The following is a 22,379-nucleotide window of genomic DNA, read 5'->3' as shown; positions in this document are numbered from 1 at the left end:
ATTGGAGAAAATACTGGATTTTATACATTCTATGAAAAAAAGCACAAAGATATTTTAACGGTTTTCAGTTGCCTTCGGGCTGTAACCGGAATAAGCTAAAGAGAAATCATCTGTCCGGCAGGAGATTTTTTGTTTATGTATAAAAGAAAATATACCGGAAAAGGAATCGGTGTAGCCATACTGGACACCGGGATTTTTCCACATATAGATTTTGGCAGGCGTATTTTGGCATTCTGTGATTTTACAGAAGGAAAATCAGGTCCCTATGATGATAACGGACATGGAACCCATGTCAGCGGCATTCTGGGCGGAGACGGCACGGCATCCCAGGGCAGATATAAGGGGGCTGCTCCCGGATGTGGCATTGTTGCGCTTAAAGTGCTGGATCGTTTCGGGAATGGCAGCCGTGAAGATGTACTTCAGGCTTTTCAGTGGATTGAAGATTTTGGAAAAATTTATAATATCCGCATTGTAAATATTTCGGTAGGAACAACTTCGCGCAGTATGAATGAACAGACGGATCTTCTTGCAGGCGTGGAACAGCTGTGGGATAAAGGTTTTACGGTAGTGGCAGCTGCCGGGAACCAAGGGCCTGGGGATGGCACAGTGACAGCACCGGGAAGCAGCCGGAAGATTATTACCGTAGGATCCAGTGATATGCTGCAGGGAAATAAGGCAGTTTCCGGAAGAGGACCTACGTTTGAGTGTGTGTGCAAGCCTGATCTGGTTGCACCGGGGAATCGTGTAACTTCCTGTGCGCCGGGGATTCCCTACACGTACCGGATCAAGAGTGGAACTTCCATGTCAACGCCGCTGGTATCCGGAGGAATTGCCTGTCTTCTGGAAAAAGAGCCGCAGCTTTCCAACGTGGAAATAAAGATGTTGTTAAGAGAAAGCACGGATGATATGGGACTTCCCAGAAATCAGCAGGGGTGGGGAAAATTTAACTGTGAAAAATTAATAAAAAACTAAATTATTATACAATTCTTATAAACATAGTGTGGTAAAGCATAAAAGCGTTGACGGAAATGAAAAATATGAGTACAATGTACAGTAAAAGTGCCAAAGAAAGATTCTAAAGGAAAGAGCACCTGGAATCCGGACAGGAGAATAAACCTCAAAAGGAGAAAATAATATGGAAAAAATCAAAATGCAGACACCTTTAGTTGAGATGGATGGAGACGAGATGACACGTATTCTGTGGCAGATCATCAAAGACGAACTTCTCACACCATATCTGGAACTGAATACAGAGTATTATGATCTTGGCCTTGAACACAGAAACGAGACAGATGATCAGGTGACGATTGATGCGGCAGAAGCAACCAAGAAATACGGAGTTGCAGTAAAATGTGCTACCATCACACCGAATGCAGCCAGAATGGAAGAGTATGATCTGAAAAAAATGTACAAGAGTCCGAATGGAACGATCCGTGCTATTCTTGATGGAACCGTATTCCGCGCTCCGATTGTAGTAAAAGGAATTGAGCCATGTGTAAAGAACTGGGTGAAACCGATCACACTTGCACGTCATGCATATGGTGACATCTATAAAAATACAGAATTTTATATTGACAAACCGGGAGATGCATATCTCGTATTTGAGGGCGAGGACGGAGAAGAGCGTAAAGAACTGATCCAGCATTTTGACGGAGCAGGTGTTCTCCGCGGCATGCACAACCTGGATGATTCCGTAAAGAGCTTTGCAAGAAGCTGCTTTAATTATGCACTGGATACCAAACAGGATGTATGGTTCGGAAGCAAGGATACCATTTCCAAGACATACGATGGAAGATTTAAAGAGATTTTCCAGCAGATCTTTGAGGCAGAGTTTAAAGATAAATTTGAAGAAGCCGGCCTGACTTACTTCTACAGTCTGATCGATGATATCGTAGCCCGTGTTATGAAGGCAGAAGGTGGATTTATCTGGGCCTGCAAGAACTATGATGGAGATGTTATGAGTGATATGGTTTCTTCCGCATTCGGTTCTCTTGCAATGATGACTTCCGTGCTGGTATCTCCGAAAGGATATTTTGAGTATGAGGCTGCTCACGGAACAGTTCAGAGACATTATTACCGTCATCTTGAGGGAAAAGAAACCTCCACAAACTCTGTGGCAACAATCTTTGCATGGACAGGAGCAATCCGCAAGAGAGGAGAGCTGGACGGAAATGAAGCACTTGCTGATTTTGCGGGAAAACTGGAAAAAGCAACACTGGATACCATCGAGAGCGGAAAGATGACAAAAGACCTTGCGCTGATCACTTCCCTGAAAGATGTACAGGTACTGAACAGTAAAGAATTTATCCTTGCTGTCAAAGCAAGACTGGATGAGTTAATGGCATAAATAACAGAAATTTTCAAAATTTCCAGTAATTTCATAAAAATAAAAAAGCTGCACCGGAAGATCCTAAGATGGATTCCGGTGCAGTTTTTTATGGTGGATATAAAAAATATACCCTGTTTAGAATCAGATCGAAGCGTCCATGGCCTGCTGTACATGATCTACGAGAATCTGGCGGATTTTCGGATATTCGCCAAGACCCTTCAGTACGGGAGTTACCTCATACCCTTCCGAGGAAAGGCGGTTCATCCAGGAATCCGGATCTTCACCGGCCAGATCGTTCTGTGCATGATCGCCTGCTACGATCATAAAAGGAGCAAGGACAATCTTTTTTGGCTGAAAGCTGTCCGCAGCCCGGAGAAGAGAATCCAGGGCAGGATAAGCCTCAACAGTTCCGAGAAAGATATTTTTATGTCCCATATCTTTAAAACGGTAATCCAGGGCAGCATAAACAGAATTTGCATAATGCTCCGTTCCGTGTCCCATAAGAACAAGGGCTGTTTCCTGGTCCATACCCTGAAACTCATCGGCAACAGCCTGGACGACAGCCTGGTTATCTTCTTCTGTGGTAAGAAGAGGATTTCCGAAAACAATACTTGAAAAACGGTCACGGAAAGAAAGGGCGTCTGCTTTCATCTGGTCGTTTTCAATTCCGTTGATTACATGAGTAGGCTGTACGATCACATCAGTAATTCCATCGAGAAGCATCTGTTCCATAGCTTCTTTTACTGTGTGTATAATGATTCCGTCACGTTTTTTTAATTTGGCAATGATCATCTTGCTTGTCCAGGCACGATAGGCCGGACAGGCAGGAAACGCATCGGCGATATCACGTTCGATGGCGTCAATGGTTCGTTTACGGGTGTTCTCATAGCTTGTACCAAAACTGACTATGAGGATTGCTTTTTTTGAAGCTGCATTCATACAGGGATTTCCTCCATCCTGAAATATATTTTCCGCATTTTCTACCTGAAGTTATTATAAAAGGAGGGTACAGGATTGTCAATCGTAGTTGACTTTCCGGGCGGAAATGTTTATCATTATAAAAGACTGCGGACATATGAAAAATGTACGGGAATACAGTTATATAAGTGCGAATATTCGCTTGACATATCGGTGGTAGATGAAACCACCTGGAAACAAAGGAGAACAAAAGACATGAGTATATTCATGCTTGGAATTGACCATAATATGGCACCTGTGGATATCAGAGCTCTTTTTGCTTTCACCAGGAAGAATACCGGTGAGGCACTGCTTAAGCTGAAAAAAGAGCCGGGGATCTGTGGGTGTATTATTCTGTCAACCTGCAACCGGCTGGAACTCTGGGTAAGCACGGAAGAAGATGAAAAACCGGAACTTTATCAGTGGCTTTGCAGGTTGAAGGGAATTGAAGGGGAAGAATACCGGAAATACTTTATCAGCAGAGAAAATGAGGAGGCGGTAGAGCACCTTTTTTATCTTACCAGCGGACTAAAATCCCAGATCCTGGGAGAAGATCAGATCCTGACACAGGTAAAGGATGCGTTGAGCATGTCAAGGGATGAGTTTACCACAGACAGTGTTCTGGAGGTGCTTTTCCGTATGGCGGTAACTGCAGGCAAGAAGATCAAAACGGAAGTGCCGTTTTCCCATGGAAATCCCTCTGTGATCCATCAGGCTATCCGTTTTCTGGAAGAAGGCGGTTATCATGTTCGCAATAAAGTCTGTATGGTGATCGGAAACGGTGAGATGGGGAAGATGGCTGCCCAGACACTGCGTGAAGCAGGAGCGGATGTGACGGTTACGATCCGTCAGTACAGAAGCGGTGTTGTGAGCATTCCGGTTGGATGCAGCAGGATCAATTATGGTGAGAGAATGGATTATCTGCCGGAGTGTGATCTGGTGGTCAGCGCAACGGCAAGCCCCAATTATACACTGACAGAAGAATTGTTTGAGGATGTACGTGTGGAACGACCTATGATCCTTATTGATCTGGCAGTTCCGAGAGATATCGATCCGGAGATCCGAAAAAAAGAAAACATCACACTTTATGATATGGACAGCTTCCGAACTGGCGAGACACCGAAGGAACTTGCAGATAACCTGGAAGCAGCAGGCTCCATTGTGAAGGACCAGATGAACGAATTTTTCCAGTGGCTGGAAGGTCGTGATATCATCCCTCGTATCCAGGAGATCAAAGCGGATGCTGTGGAAGATCTGAACTTAAGGATCGAAAAAATATTTCGGAAAACCCCTATGGAAGATTCAGACAGAGAAAACCTGAAAAAAGCAGTGGATACTGCAGCCGGAAAGGTTGTGAACAAGCTGATCTTCGGGCTTCGGGACAGTCTGAACCAGGATGCTTTTCTGGAATGTGTGGAAGGACTGGAGAAACTTTATGAAGAATAAACCTTATTTCCCCATGTTTATAGACCTGTCCGATAAAAATATCGTTGTGGCAGGAGGCGGCAATATTGCCACCAGAAGGATAAAGACTCTTCTGAAATTTACAAGAAATATCACGGTAGTGGCTACGAAAGTGACCCAGGAACTTATGGATCTCGGAAAAGCAGGAACTGTAACTTTATGTATCCGTCCCGTGAAACGTTCAGACTTTGCCAACGCATATATGGTGATCGCTGCTACCAATGACTGGAAGCTGAATGATGAGATCCATCGTGTCTGTAAGGAGGAGGGCATTTATGTCAATGTAGCCTCCGACCGTGAAGCATGTGATTTTTATTTTCCGGGCGTATATATGCGGGATGAAATGGTGGTTGGAGTTACAGCCAGCGGACTGGATCATAAAAAGGCAAAGCGCGTAAGGGAAGAGATCCAGAAAGCGCTGGAAAAAGTACTGGGAGAGCAGGATGAAGATGAAGAGAGATAAGATCGTGATCGGCAGCAGAGAGAGTAAGCTTGCAGTGCTGCAGAGCGAAATGGTCCGTGACTACATAAAAGAAAAAAATCCGGATCTGGAAGTGGAAATCCTCACTATGAAAACTACCGGGGATATCATTCTGGATCGTACACTGGATAAGGTTGGCGGAAAAGGGCTTTTTGTAAAGGAACTGGATAAAGCACTGATAGATGGAAGGAGTATTCTTTCTGTACACAGCCTGAAAGATATGCCTATGGAGGTTCCGGAGGAGCTGCCGCTGCTGGCTTTTTCCAAAAGAGAAGATCCGAGAGACGTGCTGGTTCTTCCGGATGGAGTTTCTGAACTTGATAAAAGCAAGCCCCTTGGATGCTCCAGCTTAAGGAGAACCTTACAGCTTAAAAAACTGTATCCGGATATGGAGGTCAGAAGTATCCGCGGAAATTTGCAGACTAGACTCCGGAAGCTGGATGAAGGGCAGTACAGCGCATTGATCCTGGCTGCTGCCGGTCTTAAGAGACTTGGACTGGAATCCAGGATCAACCGGTATTTTACAGCAGATGAGATCATTCCGGCTGCTGGTCAGGGAATCCTTGCTGTACAGGGAAGAAAAGGGGAAGCTTATGATTTCCTGGAGGGCTACTGTGATAAGGATGCCTGGGCTGCGGGAAGTGCGGAGCGTGCTTTTGTAAAGCTCCTGGATGGAGGATGCTCTTCTCCGGTGGCTGCCCATGCGGAAATTTTCGGGAATGAGATATACCTCAGAGGACTTTATTATAATGAAAAAGACGGTTCCTATGTAACCGGAACACTGCGTGGTAACAAGGCAGATGCGGAAAGCTTAGGCAGGGAACTGGCAGAAACTCTTCGAAAAAAAGGAGAAAACAGATGAAAACAGGAAAAGTATGGCTGGTAGGAGCGGGTCCTGGCGATATCGGTCTTTTTACATTAAAAGGTCTCAAAGTGCTGGAACAGGCAGATGTGGTTGTCTATGACAGCTTGGTAGGCCAGGGAGTTCTGTCACGGATTCCGGAAGGCGTGAAACTGATCAATGTGGGAAAACGTGCCAGCCACCACATCATGCGTCAGGAAAATATCAATCAGGTACTTCTGGAAGAGGCGCAAAAAGGCCTTCGTGTGGTACGTCTGAAAGGCGGAGATCCGTTCCTTTTCGGAAGAGGCGGAGAGGAGCTGGAACTTCTTCGGGAAAATGGAATCCCTTATGAAGTTGTTCCGGGAGTTACTTCTTCCATTGCAGTACCGGCATATAACGGGGTTCCGGTAACACACAGGGATTTCTGTTCCTCAGTCCACATCATCACAGGACATAAGAGAGCCGGAGAAGAATATGACATTGATTTCCGTGCACTTGTTGATACAAAGGGAACGCTGGTATTTCTGATGGGCGTTTCCGCACTTCCGGATATCTGTGCCGGTCTTATAAATGCAGGTATGGAAAAAGATATGCCTGCGGCAATCCTGCAGAAAGGAACGACAGCTGGCCAGAAGCGGATCGTGGCTACAGTTTCCACCCTGGAAGAAGAGGTAAAGCGCCAGGGAATTGAGACACCGGCGATCATAGTAGTAGGTAAGGTATGTACACTGGCAGAAAAATTTGGCTGGTATGAAGAACTGCCTCTTGCAGGCTGGAAAGTTCTTGTCACGAGGCCAAAAGAACTGGTTTCCAGAACTGCGGACAAGCTTCGTGAAAAAGGAGCGGAGGTTCTGGAACTTCCAGCGATCCGTACGGTTCCTATGGAAGACCAGAGCCGCCTTTATCAGGCAATGGATCAGCTTGAAACCTATCAGTGGCTTGTATTTACCAGCCCTACAGGAGTAAGAGTATTCTTTGAGGAACTTGTCCGTCATGGAAAAGATATCCGTGCTATGGGAAGCATCCGTCTGGCAGTGATCGGTGAGGGAACAAAAAAGGCTCTGAAAGAAAGAGGCCTTCTGGCAGATTTTGTGCCGTCTGTATATGACGGGGATACCCTTGGAAAGGAACTTTCAGAGATCCTTTCCGGCGGAGAAAAAATTCTCATCCCGCGGGCGGAAAAAGGTAACGAAAAGCTTACGGAATTTCTTGCACAGGCAGGGGCTGAGGTTGAGGATATTCCAACTTATCAGACTCTTTACGAAAAGAGCCAGCTCATTGATGAGAAAAAGGAATTTGAGACAGGACAGATCAGCTGTGCAGTATTTACAAGTGCCTCCACTGTGAAAGGTTTTGTGGAGGGAACAAAAGGACTGGATTATTCAAAGGTTAAGGCGGCCTGCATCGGCAGACAGACGAAGGCGGCAGCTGAGAGCTTTGGAATGAAAGCATATATGTCAGAAAAAGCCACCATTGACAGTCTTGTCAAGCTGGTGGAGGATATGAAAAGGAGCGAATGATCATGGAACTGACAAAAAGACCAAGAAGATTAAGAGGCAGCGAAAACCTTCGTAAGATGGTACGTGAGACAAGAATGGATAAATCTTCTCTTATGTATCCCATGTTTGTGATGGAAGGAGAAAACAAGGAAGAAGAAATTCCGTCCATGACCGGGCAGTACCGTTACAGCCTGGACCGCCTTCCCTATAAACTGGAACAGCTTTCCAAAGCTGGTGTTGGCAGTGTAATGTTTTTTGGTATTCCTGACCATAAGGATGAGGTGGGCAGCGGTGCCTATGATCCGGAGGGAATCGTTCAGAGAGCTCTTCGCATTGCAAAAGAGAAATTTCCGGAACTGTATTATGTAACAGATGTATGCATGTGTGAGTACACTTCCCATGGTCACTGTGGCGTTCTCTGCGGTCATGATGTGGACAATGACAAAACACTGGATCTTCTTGCAAAAACAGCACTTTCCCACGTAGAGGCAGGAGCGGATATGGTAGCACCTTCCGATATGATGGACGGCCGTGTTGCAGCAATCAGAGAGTGCCTGGATAAAGCCGGACATTATACAACTCCGATTATGTCCTATGCAGTAAAATATGCTTCCGCATTTTATGGTCCGTTCCGTGAGGCAGCAGATTCTGCTCCGTCTTTTGGTGACAGAAAGAGTTACCAGATGGACCCACACAACAGCAGAGAAGGCCTGAAAGAAGCCCTTACAGATGTTGAGGAAGGTGCGGACATCATCATGGTAAAACCGGCTCTTGCATATCAGGATATGATCTGGCAGGTAAAGGAAGCTACCAATGTACCAGTTGCGGCATATAGTGTCAGCGGTGAATATGCAATGGTAAAAGCAGCAGCTGCAAACGGCTGGATCGATGAGGAAAGAATCGTAGGTGAGATGGCTACCGGAGCATTCCGTTCCGGCGCACAGATCTATCTTACCTACTATGCAGAACTTCTGGCAAGACTTATGGATGAAGGGAGAATCGGCTGATGACAAAATCAGAACAGTTATTTGAGCGTGCGGTAAAAAGAATACCGGGAGGCGTAAACAGCCCGGTAAGATCTTATGGAGCTATCGGTGAGGCACCTCGTTTTATTGAAAAAGCAGATAAATGTTACATCTATGATGTGGATGGAAACCGCTATGTGGATTATATTGATTCCTGGGGCCCGATGATCCTGGGACATAATTTCCCGGAGATCCGTGAAAGCGTGATCAAAGCCTGTGAAAATGGCCTGAGCTTTGGATGCGCTACGGAAATTGAAGTGGAGATTGCAGAATTTATCTGTGAGCATATTCCGCATGTAGATATGATTCGTATGGTAAACTCCGGAACAGAGGCTGTTATGAGTGCCATCCGTGCGGCAAGAGGTTTCACCGGAAAAGACAAGATCATCAAATTTGCAGGCTGCTACCACGGACACAGTGACTGCCTTCTAGTAAGTGCCGGTTCCGGTGTGATGGCAAGCGGTATTCCGGACAGCGCCGGTGTTCCCAAAGGCTGCACACAGGATACCATGACTGCAACCTACAATGATGCGGCCAGCGTGGAAGCGCTTCTCAAACAGGAAGAGGGAAATGTGGCGGCAGTGATCGTGGAGGCAATAGGAGCAAACATGGGCGTAGTTCCTCCGAAACCAGGTTTCTTAAAGAGACTTCGCCAGCTTTGTGATGAGCATAACTGTTTGCTGATCTTTGATGAGGTAATCACAGGATTCCGTCTTGCCTTTGGCGGAGCCGCAGAGTATTTTGGCATTCGCCCGGATCTTGTCACCTATGGAAAAATTATCGGTGCGGGAATGCCGGTAGGTGCATATGGCGGACGCAAAGAGATCATGGAGCTGATCTCACCGTGTGGCCCTGTATACCAGGCAGGTACTTTAAGTGGAAATCCGGTTGCCATGGCAGCAGGATTCACACAGCTGAAATATCTCTATGAGCATCAGGAGATCTACAAAGATCTGGCAGTAAAAGGCGAGAAACTTTACGGCGGACTGAAGACAATCGTGGAGGAAAAAGGTCTTCCATATCAGGTAAATTATGATTCTTCCCTGGCAAGTATCTTCTTCACAGATCAGGAAGTAAAAGATTATGTTTCCGCAAAAACCTCCAACCTGGATCTTTTTGCAAAATATTTCAAGGGAATGCTGAAACGTGGCATCCATCTTGCTCCGTCCCAGTTTGAGGCAATGTTCCTTTCCACAGCACACACAGATGAAGTGATTGATGAAACTCTGGAAGCAATGAGAGGCGCCCTGGGAGATCTGTAATTTCCGCAAAAAAAATGATTTTGCACAGGAATTTACACAAAGATAGTAGGATGGTAACTTGTTCTTCAAAAAACTTTGTGATAAAATAAACACAAAAATACGTAATGAATGTGAAAGCAGGAGGCCAGAGCTTATGGGAAAAAAGAAGTACGTGGCTTACGTGGGAACATATACCCATGGAACCAGTAAGGGAATTCAGGTATACGATGTAGATGTAGAGAACGGAACACTGACAGAGCGCAGCGAGGTAGAGGTCAGCAATGCATCTCATCTGGCAGTTTCCAAAAACGGTAAATATCTGTACTCCATCGAGGATGAAGGTGTGGCTGTATTCGAGAGAGATGAAAATGGAGATCTTTCCCGTATTAACAGCGTAGATATTAACGGAATGCGAGGCTGTTATCTTGCAACAGATGTAGACGGAAGATATCTTTATGTAGCAGGTTATCATGATGGTAAGGTAACGGTTGTACATACACATAAAGACGGACGTCTGGGAAGTGTTATGGACGGTGTTTTCCATAAAGGACTTGGAAGTGTGGCAGAACGTAACTTCCGTCCACATGTAAATTGTGTCCGCCCCACACCGGATAACAAATATCTCTGTGCGGTAGATAATGGCATTGATCAGGTTAAGATCTACAGGATCAACAAGAAGAAAGATAAACTGGAGCTTGTTGACATCCTCCGCTGCCCGAGAGAGAGTGGCCCTCGTATTATCCGTTTCAGTGATGATGGAAGATTTGCATATCTTCTTTTTGAGCTCAGCAATGAGGTTAAGGTATACAGCTATGACGGAAGCGGCAAGAACCCGGAGTTCCAGCTGCTCCAGAGTATTACCACTCTTGGAAAAGAAGACGCCAATGATGCGATTCACAACGCAGCATCAGGTATGTCTCTTTCTGCAGATGGCAAATATCTTTTCTGCACAACTGCAGGTGAGAACACAGTAACCATGTATGCGGTAGACCAGGAAACCGGCCTTCTGACCAAGAAATTTACCCTTCCGATCAGCGGTGATTATCCGAAAGATCTTATGATCTTCCCGGATAACAAACACATTGCCATTGCAAATCATGGAAGTAACAGTATTACTGTTTTTACAGTAGATTACGAAAAAAATATTATTATGATGAATGAGAAGCCAAGAAAGATCGAAACACCGAACAGCATCCATATCTGGCCGGTGCCGGGAGATGTGGATGGCATCTGCAAATGATTCTTTTCGGTAAATGACTGCAACGGCCAGATATCCGGATACAAAAACAGACTCAGGGATAAGCAATAAGATTCCCTGAGTCTGTTTTTTGTTGGAAAAGCATTTGGCATTACGGATGAATCCACGGATCTTTCAGGAATAAGGGCGGTTTTATCTGCGATAGAATTCGTGGATGCGGTCCATGCGTGCGCTCATATTGGCAAAAAGTGCATCGGTGATTGTGAGAGCTGCCATGGCTTCCACAACAACTACGGCACGTGGAACAATAACAGGATCATGGCGTCCTTTGATCTCAAGCTCCAGATTTTCGCCGGAGCTGGTTACGGTGGACTGGGGCTGGCTGATCGATGGTGTTGGTTTGATATGGGCACGGAGGATAATGTCACTGCCGTCACTCATACCGCCCATGATACCGCCTGCATGGTTGGAGGTTTTGGAAATGATGCCGTCTTTCTGGACAAAACCGTCGTTGTCTTCGGAACCGGTAAGACGTGTCACATTAATACCGTCACCGATCTCAACAGCTTTTACAGCACCGATGGACATGATCGCATGAGCAAGAGTGGCATCCAGCTTGTCAAAAACCGTATCACCAAGACCAGCAGGAACATTTTTGATCCGGCATTCGATCACACCGCCTGCACTGTCCTGGCTGTTGAGACACTGCTCGAGATAGGCGGATGCCTTTTTTGCTGCGTCGGCGTCTGGCATACAGAGGGAATTGTTCCGGATCTCTTCTTCTGAGAAAGACTGGATTTCCACAGGACCGATGGATTTCGCATAGGTGGTAAACGTAATACCAAGTTCATTTAACAGCTTGATGGCAATAGCACCGGCTGCCACACGTCCGGCGGTTTCCCTTCCGGAAGAACGTCCGCCTCCACGGTAATCACGGAATCCGTATTTCTGGTCAAAGGTAAAGTCTGCATGACCGGGACGGTAGGAGTATGCGATATTTCCGTAATCTCTGGAACGCTGATCGGTATTGCGGATCAGAAGAGAGATTGGTGTGCCGGTAGTTTTTCCCTCAAAAACTCCGGAAAGGATCTCAACCAGATCTCCTTCCTTACGGGCAGTTGTGTAGCGGCTCTGGCCGGGTTTCCTCCGGTCAAGAAAAACCTGGATATCTTCCTTGCAGAGAGAGAGGCCCGCCGGGCAGCCGTCGAGAACCGCACCGATGGCCTTGCCATGAGATTCACCCCAGGTGGTAACTACGAATTTTTTTCCGAATGATGACTGGCTCATTTGTATAACTTCCTTTCGTTGGAATTCTGGAATCATTATATAGGAAGCCGGAAAAAATGTAAAGAACGTGGAAAGCAGAATGAATTTTTATGTAAAGATCCTGTGAAATTATTTAAAAGCTTTTTTAAAAAGAAAATGTATGAATTGACAAAGCTATTTTGACTATTTATAATAAAAATGAATTTTGCCCTGGCAAAAGAAAAGCAAAAGAAGGGAAGTGGGAATCGTGGTAAGGATTTACAAGACAATAGACGGAGCCATCCACCAGATACAGGAACCGGAGGAAGGCTGCTGGATTGCGCTGACGAATCCGACGGCAACAGAGATTTTTGAATTTTCCGAGAAGTTTGATATAGAGGTTGACGATTTACGATCCCCTTTGGATGAGGAAGAACGGTCACGTATCGAAGTTGAGGATAATTATACACTGATCCTGGTTGACGTTCCTATGATCGAGGAGCGTAATGACAAGGACTGGTATGGAACCATACCGCTTGGTATCATTGTGACAGGGTCTATGATCTTTACCATCTGTCTGGAGGACACACCGGTTCTGACCAGATTTATGGAAGGAAGAGTCCGGAGCTTTTTTACCTATATGAAGACCCGTTTTATTTTCCAGATCCTTTACAGAAATGCAAGTATGTACCTGCGTTATCTGCGTATCATTGACAAGAAAAGTGAGCAGGTGGAAGAAAAACTGCATCTTTCCACAAGAAACGAGGAGCTGATCGAGCTTCTGGAGCTGCAGAAATCCCTGACTTACTTTATCACATCCCTCCGGTCCAACGAGGTTGTGCTGGAGAAGCTTCTGAAGATAGACAGTATCAAGAAATATCCGGAGGATACGGATCTTCTGGAAGATGTCATCACTGAGAACAAACAGGCTATCGAAATGGCCAATGTGTACAGCGGAATCCTGAACGGAACCATGGATGCCTTTGCATCTATTATTTCCAATAATATGAATATCGTTATGAAGGTACTGGCGATCATTACCATTGTCATGAGCATTCCGACCATTGTGTTCAGTGCTTATGGAATGAATGTGGCTGGTTCCGGTATGCCCTTATCAAGGAGTCCGTTGGGATTTCTGATCATTATCCTGATTTCTGTGGCGATCAGTGTTGTGGCAGCGATCATTCTTTCCAAGAAGCGGTTTTTCTGATTTTCAAAAGTTTTCTGAAAGGAGATTTTAATGAAATTTATTGATAAGCTGGAACGTAAATTCGGAAGATTCGGGGTTCCGAATCTGACTGTTTACATCATCGGATGCTATGTGCTGGGATATTTTCTGGCCATGTTTGCTCCGGGAGTTTTGGATATGCTGAGTCTTGATATGTCCATGGTCATGAAGGGACAGGTCTGGAGACTGGTGACATGGGTGATCTATCCGCCGTCCAGTGTGGGAGGAACCGGCAATCTTGTGATGTTCCTTCTCGCAATCTTTTTCTTCTATTATCCGATTGGTACTTCTCTGGAACGTACCTGGGGGACTTTCCGGTATACATTGTATATTTTTTCAGGACTTTTATTCACTGTGATCGCGGCAGTGCTTCTGTATGTATTTACAGGTGGCTATGTGATGATGAATGGGATTACCTATTCTCTTGGCGGTGGCATTTTTACCACATATTATATCAGTCTTTCCATTTTCCTTGCCTATGCAGTCACATATCCGGATCTTCAGCTGCTGCTTATGTTTGTGATCCCCATCAAGATGAAATGGATGGCATTTGTATATGGACTGTTTATTGCGTGGGATATCGTATCATATCTTAGAGTTGGACTTTGGGTAGGCGTTGTGCCGATTGTAGCATCACTTTTGAATTTTGTGATCTTTTATTTCAGTACGCGGGATATGAACCGTTACAATCCGAAGGAGATTCACAGGAGACAGCAGTTTAAGAAGGCCATGGCTCCGACCAGAACGGGCTATGGACCAGATGGAATTGCCAAGCATAAATGCGCGATCTGCGGACGTACCGAAAAGGATGATCCAAATCTGGAGTTCCGTTTCTGCTCAAAGTGCAAGGGAAATTATGAATATTGTCAGGACCATTTATTTACACATAAACACGTACAGTAAAACGTACGAACGAAGGAGAATATCATTATGAAAAAAACAAAGATTATCTGTACACTTGGACCTGCCAGCAACAACAGGGAAACTCTGAAAGCTCTTATGGAGAATGGAATGGATATTGCCAGATTTAACTTTTCTCATGGAGACCACGAGGAGCAGAAGGGCCGTGTGGATATGATCAAAGAGCTTCGTGAGGAGCTGGATATGCCGATCGCGATGCTTCTTGATACAAAGGGACCGGAGATCCGTACCAGACTTTTGAAGGACGGACAGAAGGTTAAGCTGGAAGCAGGAAAACAGTTTGTACTTGGAATTGGCGATTTTGAAGGCGATAGTACAAAGGTTGCTATCACATATGAGACACTTTACAAGGATGTAAAACCGGGAAACAAGATCCTCATTGATGATGGTCTGATCGAGCTTGAGGTTAAGGCAATCAAGGGGACCGATATTGTCTGTGATATCTTAAACGGCGGTGAGCTGGGTGAGAAGAAGGGCGTAAATGTTCCTTATGTAAAAGTAAATCTTCCGGGAATCACAGAGCAGGATAAAAAGGATATCATCTTTGGTATCGAGCAGAAATTTGATTTCATCGCGGCATCCTTTGTCCGTTCCGCAGAGGTGATCCGTGAGATCCGTAAGCTTCTGAATGATAATGGCGGAAAGGACATCGGTATTATTGCGAAGATTGAGAATGCAGAAGGTGTTGAGAACATTGATTCCATCATTGAAGCATCGGATGGTATCATGGTTGCCAGAGGAGATCTTGGCGTGGAGATTCCTGCAAGCCAGGTGCCGCACATCCAGAAAGAGATCATCCGTAAATGCAATGAACATTATACACCGGTTATCACAGCAACACAGATGCTGGATTCCATGATCCGTAATCCGCGTCCGACACGTGCGGAGGTAGCGGACGTTGCCAATGCGATCTACGACGGAACCGATGCGATCATGCTTTCCGGAGAGACAGCAGCCGGTAAATATCCGGTTGATGCCCTTAAGATGATGGCAGAGATCGCAGAGATGACAGAGCCGCATCTGGATTATAAAGTGTTTATCGAACATCGTTCCATGGATGGAAGAGAGAAGATCTCCAGTGCAGTGGCACTTGCAACGGTGCGTACTGCAAAGAACCTGAAAGCGAACGCTATCGTAACACCGACAATGAGTGGAAATACAGCCAGACTGATCTCCAATTTCCGCCCGAAGGTTCCGATCTATGCGATCACACCAAACTCAACCATCCAGCATAAGCTTCAGCTGATCTGGGGTGTAACACCTCTGAAAGGATATCAGAGAGATACCACGGACCATATCATGTCTCAGGCTATGAATGTTGTCCGCAGCCGTCATCTGATCCATAAAGGAGACCTTGTTGTATTTACAGCAGGAGACCCTGCGACTAACATGACAAACGGTCGTGGTGCAGTGACCAATATGATGCACGTGATCGAGGCAGAATAAGACTGAGGTTTCTTCGGGAACAGCAGTCGGAAAAACAGGAGATGCAGTTATTATGAAAAAAGAACCATTTGTGACACTTGAGAAACTCAACGAAATTACTGAAAAATTTCCGACACCCTTTCATCTCTATGATGAGAAGGGAATCCGTGAGAATGCAAAAGCGCTGAAAGAGGCTTTTGCATGGAACAAAGGATTCAAGGAGTTTTTTGCGGTAAAGGCAACACCGAATCCATATCTGATCAACATTCTGCAGGAGTATGGCTGTGGCTGCGACTGCTCCTCAGAAACAGAGCTTATGATGGCCAAGGCAGTAGGCTGCAAAAAGGGTGACATCATGTTTTCCTCCAACGATACACCGGAGAAAGAGTTCAGATATGCAGATGAGATCGGTGGGATCATCAATCTTGATGATATCACACATATTGAGAGCGTAGAGAAAGCTCTCGGAAAAATCCCGGAAGTGATCAGCTGCCGTTACAATCCAGGCGGAGTATTTAAGATCAGCAACGGTATCATGGATAATCCTGGAGATGCAAAATATGGAATGACTACCGAGCAGATCTTTGATGCATTCCGTATCCTGAAATCCAAAGGTGCCAAAGAATTCGGAATCCATGCATTCCTTGCCAGCAACACCGTAACCAACGACTACTATCCGATGCTTGCAAAAGTTATGTTTGAGCTTGCCGTGAAGCTTCAGAAAGAAACAGGTGCACACATTAAATTTATCAACCTTTCCGGTGGTATCGGAATTCCTTATAAACCGGATCAGGAGCCAAACGATATCCGTGTGATCGGTGAGGGTGTCCGCAAGGTTTATGAAGAAGTCCTTGTTCCGGAGGGAATGGGTGATGTTGCGATCTATACAGAGCTTGGCCGTTTCATGATGGGACCGTATGGCTGCCTTGTCACAAAAGCGATCCATGAGAAACATACACACAAGGAGTATATCGGTGTAGATGCCTGCGCAGTAAACCTGATGCGTCCGGCTATGTATGGTGCTTATCATCACATTACCGTTATGGGGAAAGAGAATGAGCCGTGCGACCATAAATATGATGTGACAGGTTCCCTCTGTGAGAACAATGATAAATTTGCCATTGACCGTATGCTTCCGAAGATCGATATGGGAGATCTTCTTGTGATCCACGATGCAGGCGCTCATGGTTTTGCAATGGGCTATAACTACAATGGCAAACTGAAATCTGCAGAGATCCTTCTTCATGAAGATGGCAGCTTTGAGATGATCCGCCGTGCCGAGACACCGAGAGATTATTTTGCAACATTTGACTGCTTCCCTGTTTTTGAAAAACTTCTTCAGGATGAAGACGAACTGAAATAAGAGATAGATTAAAGCTATGAAAAGAGGCCTTCCATGCATGTGGATAATCATGTATGGAAGGCCTTTTCTGTGAACTGGATTTTGTTATTTCAGGTTGTCGGAAATTTCTGCCAGAGCTTTTTTAAACTCAAAGGAAAACAGAATAGCCGTAAATGTAACAGCCAGGATATCTGCAACTGGTTCTGCCATATAAACCGCATTTGTCTGGTTAGTACGGAAAATACAGGGTAGAATATAGATCAGCGGAATAACCAGTACAAATTTCCGGACGATGGCCACAATGATGGAATCTTTGGCTCTGCCAAGGGAGATAAACGTCATCTGGCAGGCAATCTGGACTCCAAACATAAATACGACAGCCATATAGATCCGGAGAGCTGTTTTTGTAAAGGCAAGCAGTGTGCTGTCAGAAGTAAACATTCCGGCAAAGATCTGCGGGAAGAACATAATGATCAGCCACAGGATCACAGAATACAAAACGCTTGTTTTTACAAGAAGCTTAAATGTGGAACGGACCCGTTTTTCATTGCGCGCGCCGTAGTTGTAACTGATAATAGGCTGTGCACCCTGGCCAAGTCCCTGTAGTGGAAGCATGGCAAACTGCATAACGCTGGTGAGGATGGTCATGGCTCCTACTGCAATGTCTCCGCCGTATTTTAAAAGAGAAGAGTTGTAGCAGACGGAGATAATACTTTCACTGAGCTGCATGACAAAGAGAGAAGAGCCAAGGGCCATACAGGGCAGAAGAATTTCGGCTTTCAGTTTCATGGTGCTTTTTCGAAGCCGCAGGAAGGTTTTTTTTCCAAAGAGGAAAGCGAGCACCCAGATACAGGAAAATGCCTGGGAGATTACTGTTGCCAGAGCAGCGCCCCGGACACCCATGTGGAACCCAAAAATAAAAACCGGATCCAGGATAATATTGGAAACTGCACCGATCAGTACGGAGAGCATTCCTGTTTTTGCGAAGCCCTGAGCTGTGATGAAATTATTCATTCCAAGGGTCAGCTGTACAAAGATGGTTCCTACTGCATAGATATTCATGTAGCCTACCGCATAGTCGATGGTGTTTGCGCTGGCGCCGAAGGCAAGAAGAAAACTGCGGTTTCCGAGAAGCAGGATAGTAGTCAGGATCAGGGAGATGATGATCTGCATGGAAAAACAGTTTCCAAGGGTCTGTTCGGCTTTTTCTGTTTCATTTTTTCCCATAAAGATGCTGGCTCTGGGAGCGCCGCCATTTCCAACAAGGGCGGCAAACGCGGATACTACCATAATAAGTGGCATACAGACGCCTACACCGGTAAGAGCAAGAGCACCATTTCCGGGAATGTGGCCAATGTAGATACGGTCTACAATGTTGTAGAGCATGTTAATGAGCTGTGCGGCTACTGTGGGAAGTGCGAGACGCAGAAGCAGCTTTCCCACAGGTTCTGTACCTAAAAAGCTTTTGTCTTTTTCCATTGTTTTTGTTCCTTTCGTGATTTTTTGTATTATATGACAAAGACCTGACAGATCTCTCCGTCAGGTCTTATACGATAGTGCCGCTGGCCGGACTCGAACCGGCACGGATTGCTCCGCTTGATTTTGAGTCAAGTGCGTCTGCCAATTCCGCCACAGCGGCATAACCGTTTATTATAATAGCACAGCACTAGTTGGTTTGCAAGGATTTTTTCAGAATAAAGGGATTATTTGGAAATATTTTCAATTCTAAAAAGTTTATGAAATCGGAGGCTGGCTCCTTGAAATTGACTGAAAAAAGTGGTAGAGTGTGCTACAAGGCTGTACCACCTGATATAGCACTGTGGATATAGCAATATACTATAAGATAACGGAGGAGACTGCATGAATCTGAATTCCAAGAAACCAGAGAAGCGGCCGTTGTATGTATATTACATCATCGCGGTCGTAATTATTATTCTGCTGAATGTTTTTGCTCTTCCTGCCCTTTCTGAGAGAAGTGTAAAGGAAACCGATTACACCACCTTCCTGAAAGCCGTAGACAGAGGAAAAGTATATGAGGCAACCATTGATTCTGATTACATTTATTACACAATGAAAGTAGACGGGAATGATGTCTACTGTAAGACCGTATCGGTAGATGATCAGGATCTTGTATCCCATCTTTATGATGCAGGTGTAAGCATTGAGGGTACTGCACCTCAGAGACAGTCCCTGCTTTTGTCCCTGATCCTGGGATATGTATTTCCGATTGCCATTTTTGTTCTGCTGGGACGCTGGCTCAGCAAGAAGATGATGAGTTCCATGGGCAATGGTGGCCCTGGAGGCATGATGTCCTTTGGTAAAAGTAATGCCAAGGTTTATGTAAAGTCCTCCACAGGAATTAAATTTACAGACGTGGCAGGCGAGGATGAAGCCAAGGAGCTTCTGACGGAGATTGTGGATTTCCTCCATAACCCGGCGAAATACAAAGAGATCGGTGCTTCCATGCCAAAAGGTGCCCTGCTTGTGGGCCCTCCTGGAACCGGTAAAACTCTTCTTGCCAAGGCTGTTGCCGGCGAGGCAGAGGTTCCGTTTTTCTCCATTTCCGGTTCGGAATTTGTGGAGATGTTTGTTGGTATGGGTGCTGCCAAGGTTCGAGATCTTTTTAAACAGGCCAATGAGAAAGCACCATGTATTGTGTTTATTGATGAGATTGATACCATCGGTAAGAAACGTGACGGATCTGGAATGGGCGGTGGAAACGATGAGCGTGAACAGACACTGAACCAGCTTTTGACGGAGATGGACGGTTTTGACGGCTCCAAGGGTGTTGTGATCCTGGCGGCTACCAACAGACCGGATTCCCTTGATCCGGCACTTCTTCGTCCGGGACGTTTTGACAGAAGGATCCCGGTTGAGCTTCCGGATCTGCAGGGACGTGAGGAGATCCTGAAAGTCCATGCCAAGAAGATCAAGATCGCAGACAGTGTCCGTTTTGACGAGATCGCCAAGGCTGCAGTTGGGGCTTCCGGTGCAGAACTTGCCAACATTGTCAATGAGGCGGCTCTCCGTGCAGTCCGTGACGGACGGAAATTTGCCACACAGGCGGATTTTGAAGAAAGTATTGAAGTTGTTATTGCCGGATATCAGAAGAAGAACCGTGTGCTTTCCAACAAGGAGAAACTGATCGTTTCCTATCATGAGGTTGGACATGCACTGGTTGCTGCCAAGCAGACAGATTCTGCACCGGTCCATAAGATTACGATCATTCCGCGTACTTCCGGTGCGCTGGGTTATACCATGCAGGTAGATGAGCAGGAACATTTCCTGATGTCCAAGGAAGAACTTGAGAATAAGATCGCTACTTTTACAGGTGGCCGTGCAGCAGAGGAGTTGATTTTCCATTCCATTACCACTGGTGCATCCAATGATATTGAGCAGGCGACCAAGATTGCCAGGGCGATGATCAGTCGGTATGGTATGAGTGATGATTTTGATATGGTTGCCATGGAAAATGTAAGCAACCAGTATCTTGGAGGAGATGCCAGCCTGACCTGTTCTTTTGAGACGCAGACGCTTCTGGATAAGAAGGTTGTGGAGCTTGTGAGACGGGAGCATGAGAAGGCTACGAAGATCCTGACGGATAATATCGGAAAGCTTCATGAGATTGCCAAGTATCTGTATGAGCATGAAACAATTACTGGTGAGGAGTTTATGAAGATTCTGAATGAAAAACCGGATGAGATTGAAGAAATTCAGGAAAATGAAACAAGGCAGTAGGAAGAAAGCGGGGCCCTGGGGCTCCGCTTTTGTTGTAAAAATATAAATTGTTCAGATTGTTTACCAGATTTCCGGATGTACCTTAGAACAGGTGAGAGCCAGGCTTCCCGGGCCGATGTGGCAGGAGACGCTTAATGACAGTGGAAAGATATTGACTTCACCGATGCCCGGGAAGCTGGTGAGGACTTCTTTTCGGAATTTCTCAGCTGCTTCCAGATTGTGGGAGTGGATGACATCCAGGTTGATCTTTTCTCCGAAGCGGTTTGCAATATCATCTTTGATGGCTTTGGTCATGGTGTTTTTGGCCTGGGTCATGGTGCGGGCTTTGGAGAAGGCGTCCAGTTTTTCGCCCTGAATCTGCAGAACCGGTTTCAGGCGAAGCATGGTTCCGATGGCTGCAGCTGCAGGGGTGATGCGTCCACCCTGTTTCAGGTATTTCAGGGTTGCCACGGTGATGTAGATGCTGGAGTCGAAACGGGTTTCTTCCAGCCAGGTTCCGATCTCATCGGCGGAGAGGCCGTTTTTGGCCTGCTGGATGGCTTCGATGGCAGAGTAGCGTAAAGTTCCGGAGATTCTCTGGTTGTTTACCACACGTACATGGCCGTCGTAATCTTCTGCAAGCATGTGGGCAGTCTGCATGGAACTGGAAAGGCCGCTGGACATGGGAATATGTACGATCTCGTCATAGTCTTTGAGAAGTTTGTCCCAGAGGGTAGTGACCGATTCCGGTGTGGGCTGTGAGGTGGAAACCCTGCAACTGGGATTCTGTTCGAGGTGCTGGAAGAACTGTGCCTGGTTCATGTCAATGTCTTCCAGATATTCTTTATCATCTATAAAAAATGGCATTGGGAGCATGTAGATGCCAAGTTCGTTTGCCTGGGCAGGTGACATGCCGCAGTTACTGTCTGTAACAATTGCGATAGATTTCATAATATGGATCCTCCCTGTTCGGATTTTTGACCGGGGCAGATGCTTTGTAAGGGAACTGCCCGGGATACTTCAAGTATACCACAGGAAACCGCCCTTGTCATTCACCGTTTAATTCGCTATAATGATAGCATTAACGTTACGAAGCAGCAAAGAGAGGGAAAAATATGAATTGTCGTATTGCAGAGGGAATGGTTAACAAGTATATCAATCATACGCTGCCGTTAAATGATCTGGAGGATTTTCTGGAACATATAGAGAACTGTTCCTCCTGCTACGATGAGCTTGCCACATATTTCATTGTGCATAAAGCCATGCAGCAGCTGGATGAGAAACAGGAGGATTCCGTTCTGGACTTTAAGGAACTTCTGGAGGAGGATATCCGGAAATCCAGGAGATATATCCGCAGAAGAAAAATCCGCAGAGCAATTGCGGCAGCAGCTTTCTGCGTTCTGATCGCAGCACTGGTGATCTTTCTCATTTTCGTGATTCTGGAACTGAAGGAGGGAATTTGA

19 protein-coding genes and 1 tRNA gene are annotated in these 22,379 nt (G+C 45.8%); 15 read left to right on the top strand and 5 right to left on the bottom strand.

Features of this window, described 5'->3' with window-relative positions; translation table 11 throughout:
• The first annotated feature begins 135 nt into the window (after nt 1-135).
• Complete coding sequence (locus G5B06_RS10245; RefSeq protein ID WP_173762605.1) at nt 136-972, top strand: S8 family peptidase; 837 nt, start codon at nt 136-138, stop codon at nt 970-972.
• Nucleotides 973-1,135: 163 nt separating this feature from the next.
• Entirely contained in the window at nt 1,136-2,347 is a 1,212-nt protein-coding gene (locus G5B06_RS10240) for an NADP-dependent isocitrate dehydrogenase (protein ID WP_118062488.1), read from the top strand.
• A gap of 123 nt (nt 2,348-2,470) precedes the next feature.
• Here the strand turns inward: G5B06_RS10240 and G5B06_RS10235 are convergent, their stop codons facing one another.
• Nucleotides 2,471-3,268, bottom strand: a complete 798-nt coding sequence (locus G5B06_RS10235; RefSeq protein ID WP_173771999.1) for a sirohydrochlorin cobaltochelatase — start codon at nt 3,266-3,268, stop codon at nt 2,471-2,473.
• Nucleotides 3,269-3,502: 234 nt separating this feature from the next.
• On the opposite strand from G5B06_RS10235, the gene hemA reads away from it, so the two are divergent.
• From hemA to G5B06_RS10200, 7 genes are all read left to right on the top strand, one after another.
• Nucleotides 3,503-4,732 (top strand): glutamyl-tRNA reductase, encoded by a 1,230-nt coding sequence (gene hemA / locus G5B06_RS10230; RefSeq protein WP_173771997.1) that lies wholly within the window; start codon nt 3,503-3,505, stop codon nt 4,730-4,732.
• Nucleotides 4,722-5,213: a precorrin-2 dehydrogenase/sirohydrochlorin ferrochelatase family protein gene (locus G5B06_RS10225; RefSeq protein WP_173771995.1), complete on the top strand. Its 492-nt coding sequence runs from the start codon at nt 4,722-4,724 to the stop codon at nt 5,211-5,213. Before hemA ends, G5B06_RS10225 begins: the two co-directional genes overlap by 11 nt.
• Nucleotides 5,200-6,093 carry a hydroxymethylbilane synthase gene (gene hemC / locus G5B06_RS10220; protein WP_334297585.1) on the top strand — a complete coding sequence of 298 codons (894 nt, stop codon included), beginning with the start codon at nt 5,200-5,202 and terminating at the stop codon, nt 6,091-6,093. The genes G5B06_RS10225 and hemC overlap by 14 nt, the downstream gene beginning before the upstream one ends.
• On the top strand, nt 6,090-7,595 hold the full coding sequence (cobA, locus tag G5B06_RS10215; protein ID WP_173771991.1) for a uroporphyrinogen-III C-methyltransferase: 1,506 nt from the start codon (nt 6,090-6,092) through the stop codon (nt 7,593-7,595). The genes hemC and cobA overlap by 4 nt, the downstream gene beginning before the upstream one ends.
• A gap of 2 nt (nt 7,596-7,597) precedes the next feature.
• A complete protein-coding gene (gene hemB / locus G5B06_RS10210; protein WP_021977698.1) occupies nt 7,598-8,581 on the top strand; it encodes a porphobilinogen synthase in 984 nt (327 codons plus the stop codon).
• Nucleotides 8,581-9,861, top strand: a complete 1,281-nt coding sequence (gene hemL, locus G5B06_RS10205) for a glutamate-1-semialdehyde 2,1-aminomutase (RefSeq protein ID WP_173771989.1) — start codon at nt 8,581-8,583, stop codon at nt 9,859-9,861. The genes hemB and hemL overlap by 1 nt, the downstream gene beginning before the upstream one ends.
• Before the next feature lie 133 nt (nt 9,862-9,994).
• Nucleotides 9,995-11,080, top strand: coding sequence for a lactonase family protein (locus G5B06_RS10200; RefSeq protein WP_021977696.1), 1,086 nt, complete (start codon nt 9,995-9,997; stop codon nt 11,078-11,080).
• A 150-nt stretch (nt 11,081-11,230) separates the two neighbouring features.
• On the opposite strand, the gene aroC is transcribed toward G5B06_RS10200, so the two are convergent.
• Nucleotides 11,231-12,325: a chorismate synthase gene (gene aroC, locus G5B06_RS10195; protein ID WP_173771987.1), complete on the bottom strand. Its 1,095-nt coding sequence runs from the start codon at nt 12,323-12,325 to the stop codon at nt 11,231-11,233.
• 226 nt (nt 12,326-12,551) lie between these two features.
• Here aroC and G5B06_RS10190 point away from each other — a divergent pair, with 226 nt between their 5' ends.
• The 4 genes from G5B06_RS10190 to G5B06_RS10175 are packed head-to-tail and all read left to right on the top strand — an operon-like array spanning nt 12,552 to nt 17,220.
• Nucleotides 12,552-13,493 (top strand): magnesium transporter CorA family protein, encoded by a 942-nt coding sequence (locus G5B06_RS10190; protein WP_022426904.1) that lies wholly within the window; start codon nt 12,552-12,554, stop codon nt 13,491-13,493.
• 30 nt (nt 13,494-13,523) lie between these two features.
• The gene (locus G5B06_RS10185; RefSeq protein ID WP_173771977.1) at nt 13,524-14,414 is read left to right on the top strand and encodes a hypothetical protein; all 891 of its coding nucleotides are present in this window, start codon (nt 13,524-13,526) and stop codon (nt 14,412-14,414) included.
• Between the two features lie 27 nt (nt 14,415-14,441).
• On the top strand, nt 14,442-15,878 hold the full coding sequence (gene pyk, locus G5B06_RS10180) for a pyruvate kinase (protein WP_173771975.1): 1,437 nt from the start codon (nt 14,442-14,444) through the stop codon (nt 15,876-15,878).
• A 52-nt stretch (nt 15,879-15,930) separates the two neighbouring features.
• Complete coding sequence (locus G5B06_RS10175; protein ID WP_173771973.1) at nt 15,931-17,220, top strand: diaminopimelate decarboxylase; 1,290 nt, start codon at nt 15,931-15,933, stop codon at nt 17,218-17,220.
• A gap of 84 nt (nt 17,221-17,304) precedes the next feature.
• Here the strand turns inward: G5B06_RS10175 and G5B06_RS10170 are convergent, their stop codons facing one another.
• Both G5B06_RS10170 and G5B06_RS10165 read right to left on the bottom strand, forming a co-directional pair.
• Complete coding sequence (locus G5B06_RS10170) at nt 17,305-18,678, bottom strand: MATE family efflux transporter (RefSeq protein WP_173771971.1); 1,374 nt, start codon at nt 18,676-18,678, stop codon at nt 17,305-17,307.
• 78 nt (nt 18,679-18,756) lie between these two features.
• Nucleotides 18,757-18,838: transfer RNA gene (locus tag G5B06_RS10165), tRNA-Leu, on the bottom strand.
• A 221-nt stretch (nt 18,839-19,059) separates the two neighbouring features.
• On the opposite strand from G5B06_RS10165, the gene ftsH reads away from it, so the two are divergent.
• Nucleotides 19,060-20,937 (top strand): ATP-dependent zinc metalloprotease FtsH, encoded by a 1,878-nt coding sequence (gene ftsH / locus G5B06_RS10160; RefSeq protein WP_119248039.1) that lies wholly within the window; start codon nt 19,060-19,062, stop codon nt 20,935-20,937.
• A 60-nt stretch (nt 20,938-20,997) separates the two neighbouring features.
• On the opposite strand, the gene G5B06_RS10155 is transcribed toward ftsH, so the two are convergent.
• A complete protein-coding gene (locus tag G5B06_RS10155) occupies nt 20,998-21,867 on the bottom strand; it encodes a DegV family protein (RefSeq protein WP_173771969.1) in 870 nt (289 codons plus the stop codon).
• 164 nt (nt 21,868-22,031) lie between these two features.
• Between G5B06_RS10155 and G5B06_RS10150 the strand changes: the two genes are divergently transcribed.
• The gene (locus G5B06_RS10150; RefSeq protein ID WP_148447177.1) at nt 22,032-22,379 is read left to right on the top strand and encodes a zf-HC2 domain-containing protein; all 348 of its coding nucleotides are present in this window, start codon (nt 22,032-22,034) and stop codon (nt 22,377-22,379) included.

This window comes from Blautia luti, assembly GCF_013304735.1.
In the GTDB taxonomy this organism is placed as follows: Bacteria; Bacillota; Clostridia; order Lachnospirales; family Lachnospiraceae; genus Blautia_A.
This window is presented reverse-complemented; position numbering and strand designations above follow the sequence as displayed.

What these genes read in the sequence shown, in the direction of transcription:
- G5B06_RS10245 (WP_173762605.1), top strand. Translation starts at nt 136, where the DNA reads ATGTATAAAAGAAAATATACCGGAAAAGGAATCGGTGTAGCCATACTG.
- G5B06_RS10240 (WP_118062488.1), top strand. Translation starts at nt 1,136, where the DNA reads ATGGAAAAAATCAAAATGCAGACACCTTTAGTTGAGATGGATGGAGAC.
- G5B06_RS10235 (WP_173771999.1), bottom strand. Translation starts at nt 3,268, where the DNA reads ATGAATGCAGCTTCAAAAAAAGCAATCCTCATAGTCAGTTTTGGTACA.
- hemA (WP_173771997.1), top strand. Translation starts at nt 3,503, where the DNA reads ATGAGTATATTCATGCTTGGAATTGACCATAATATGGCACCTGTGGAT.
- G5B06_RS10225 (WP_173771995.1), top strand. Translation starts at nt 4,722, where the DNA reads ATGAAGAATAAACCTTATTTCCCCATGTTTATAGACCTGTCCGATAAA.
- hemC (WP_334297585.1), top strand. Translation starts at nt 5,200, where the DNA reads ATGAAGAGAGATAAGATCGTGATCGGCAGCAGAGAGAGTAAGCTTGCA.
- cobA (WP_173771991.1), top strand. Translation starts at nt 6,090, where the DNA reads ATGAAAACAGGAAAAGTATGGCTGGTAGGAGCGGGTCCTGGCGATATC.
- hemB (WP_021977698.1), top strand. Translation starts at nt 7,598, where the DNA reads ATGGAACTGACAAAAAGACCAAGAAGATTAAGAGGCAGCGAAAACCTT.
- hemL (WP_173771989.1), top strand. Translation starts at nt 8,581, where the DNA reads ATGACAAAATCAGAACAGTTATTTGAGCGTGCGGTAAAAAGAATACCG.
- G5B06_RS10200 (WP_021977696.1), top strand. Translation starts at nt 9,995, where the DNA reads ATGGGAAAAAAGAAGTACGTGGCTTACGTGGGAACATATACCCATGGA.
- aroC (WP_173771987.1), bottom strand. Translation starts at nt 12,325, where the DNA reads ATGAGCCAGTCATCATTCGGAAAAAAATTCGTAGTTACCACCTGGGGT.
- G5B06_RS10185 (WP_173771977.1), top strand. Translation starts at nt 13,524, where the DNA reads ATGAAATTTATTGATAAGCTGGAACGTAAATTCGGAAGATTCGGGGTT.
- pyk (WP_173771975.1), top strand. Translation starts at nt 14,442, where the DNA reads ATGAAAAAAACAAAGATTATCTGTACACTTGGACCTGCCAGCAACAAC.
- G5B06_RS10175 (WP_173771973.1), top strand. Translation starts at nt 15,931, where the DNA reads ATGAAAAAAGAACCATTTGTGACACTTGAGAAACTCAACGAAATTACT.
- G5B06_RS10170 (WP_173771971.1), bottom strand. Translation starts at nt 18,678, where the DNA reads ATGGAAAAAGACAAAAGCTTTTTAGGTACAGAACCTGTGGGAAAGCTG.
- ftsH (WP_119248039.1), top strand. Translation starts at nt 19,060, where the DNA reads ATGAATCTGAATTCCAAGAAACCAGAGAAGCGGCCGTTGTATGTATAT.
- G5B06_RS10155 (WP_173771969.1), bottom strand. Translation starts at nt 21,867, where the DNA reads ATGAAATCTATCGCAATTGTTACAGACAGTAACTGCGGCATGTCACCT.
- G5B06_RS10150 (WP_148447177.1), top strand. Translation starts at nt 22,032, where the DNA reads ATGAATTGTCGTATTGCAGAGGGAATGGTTAACAAGTATATCAATCAT.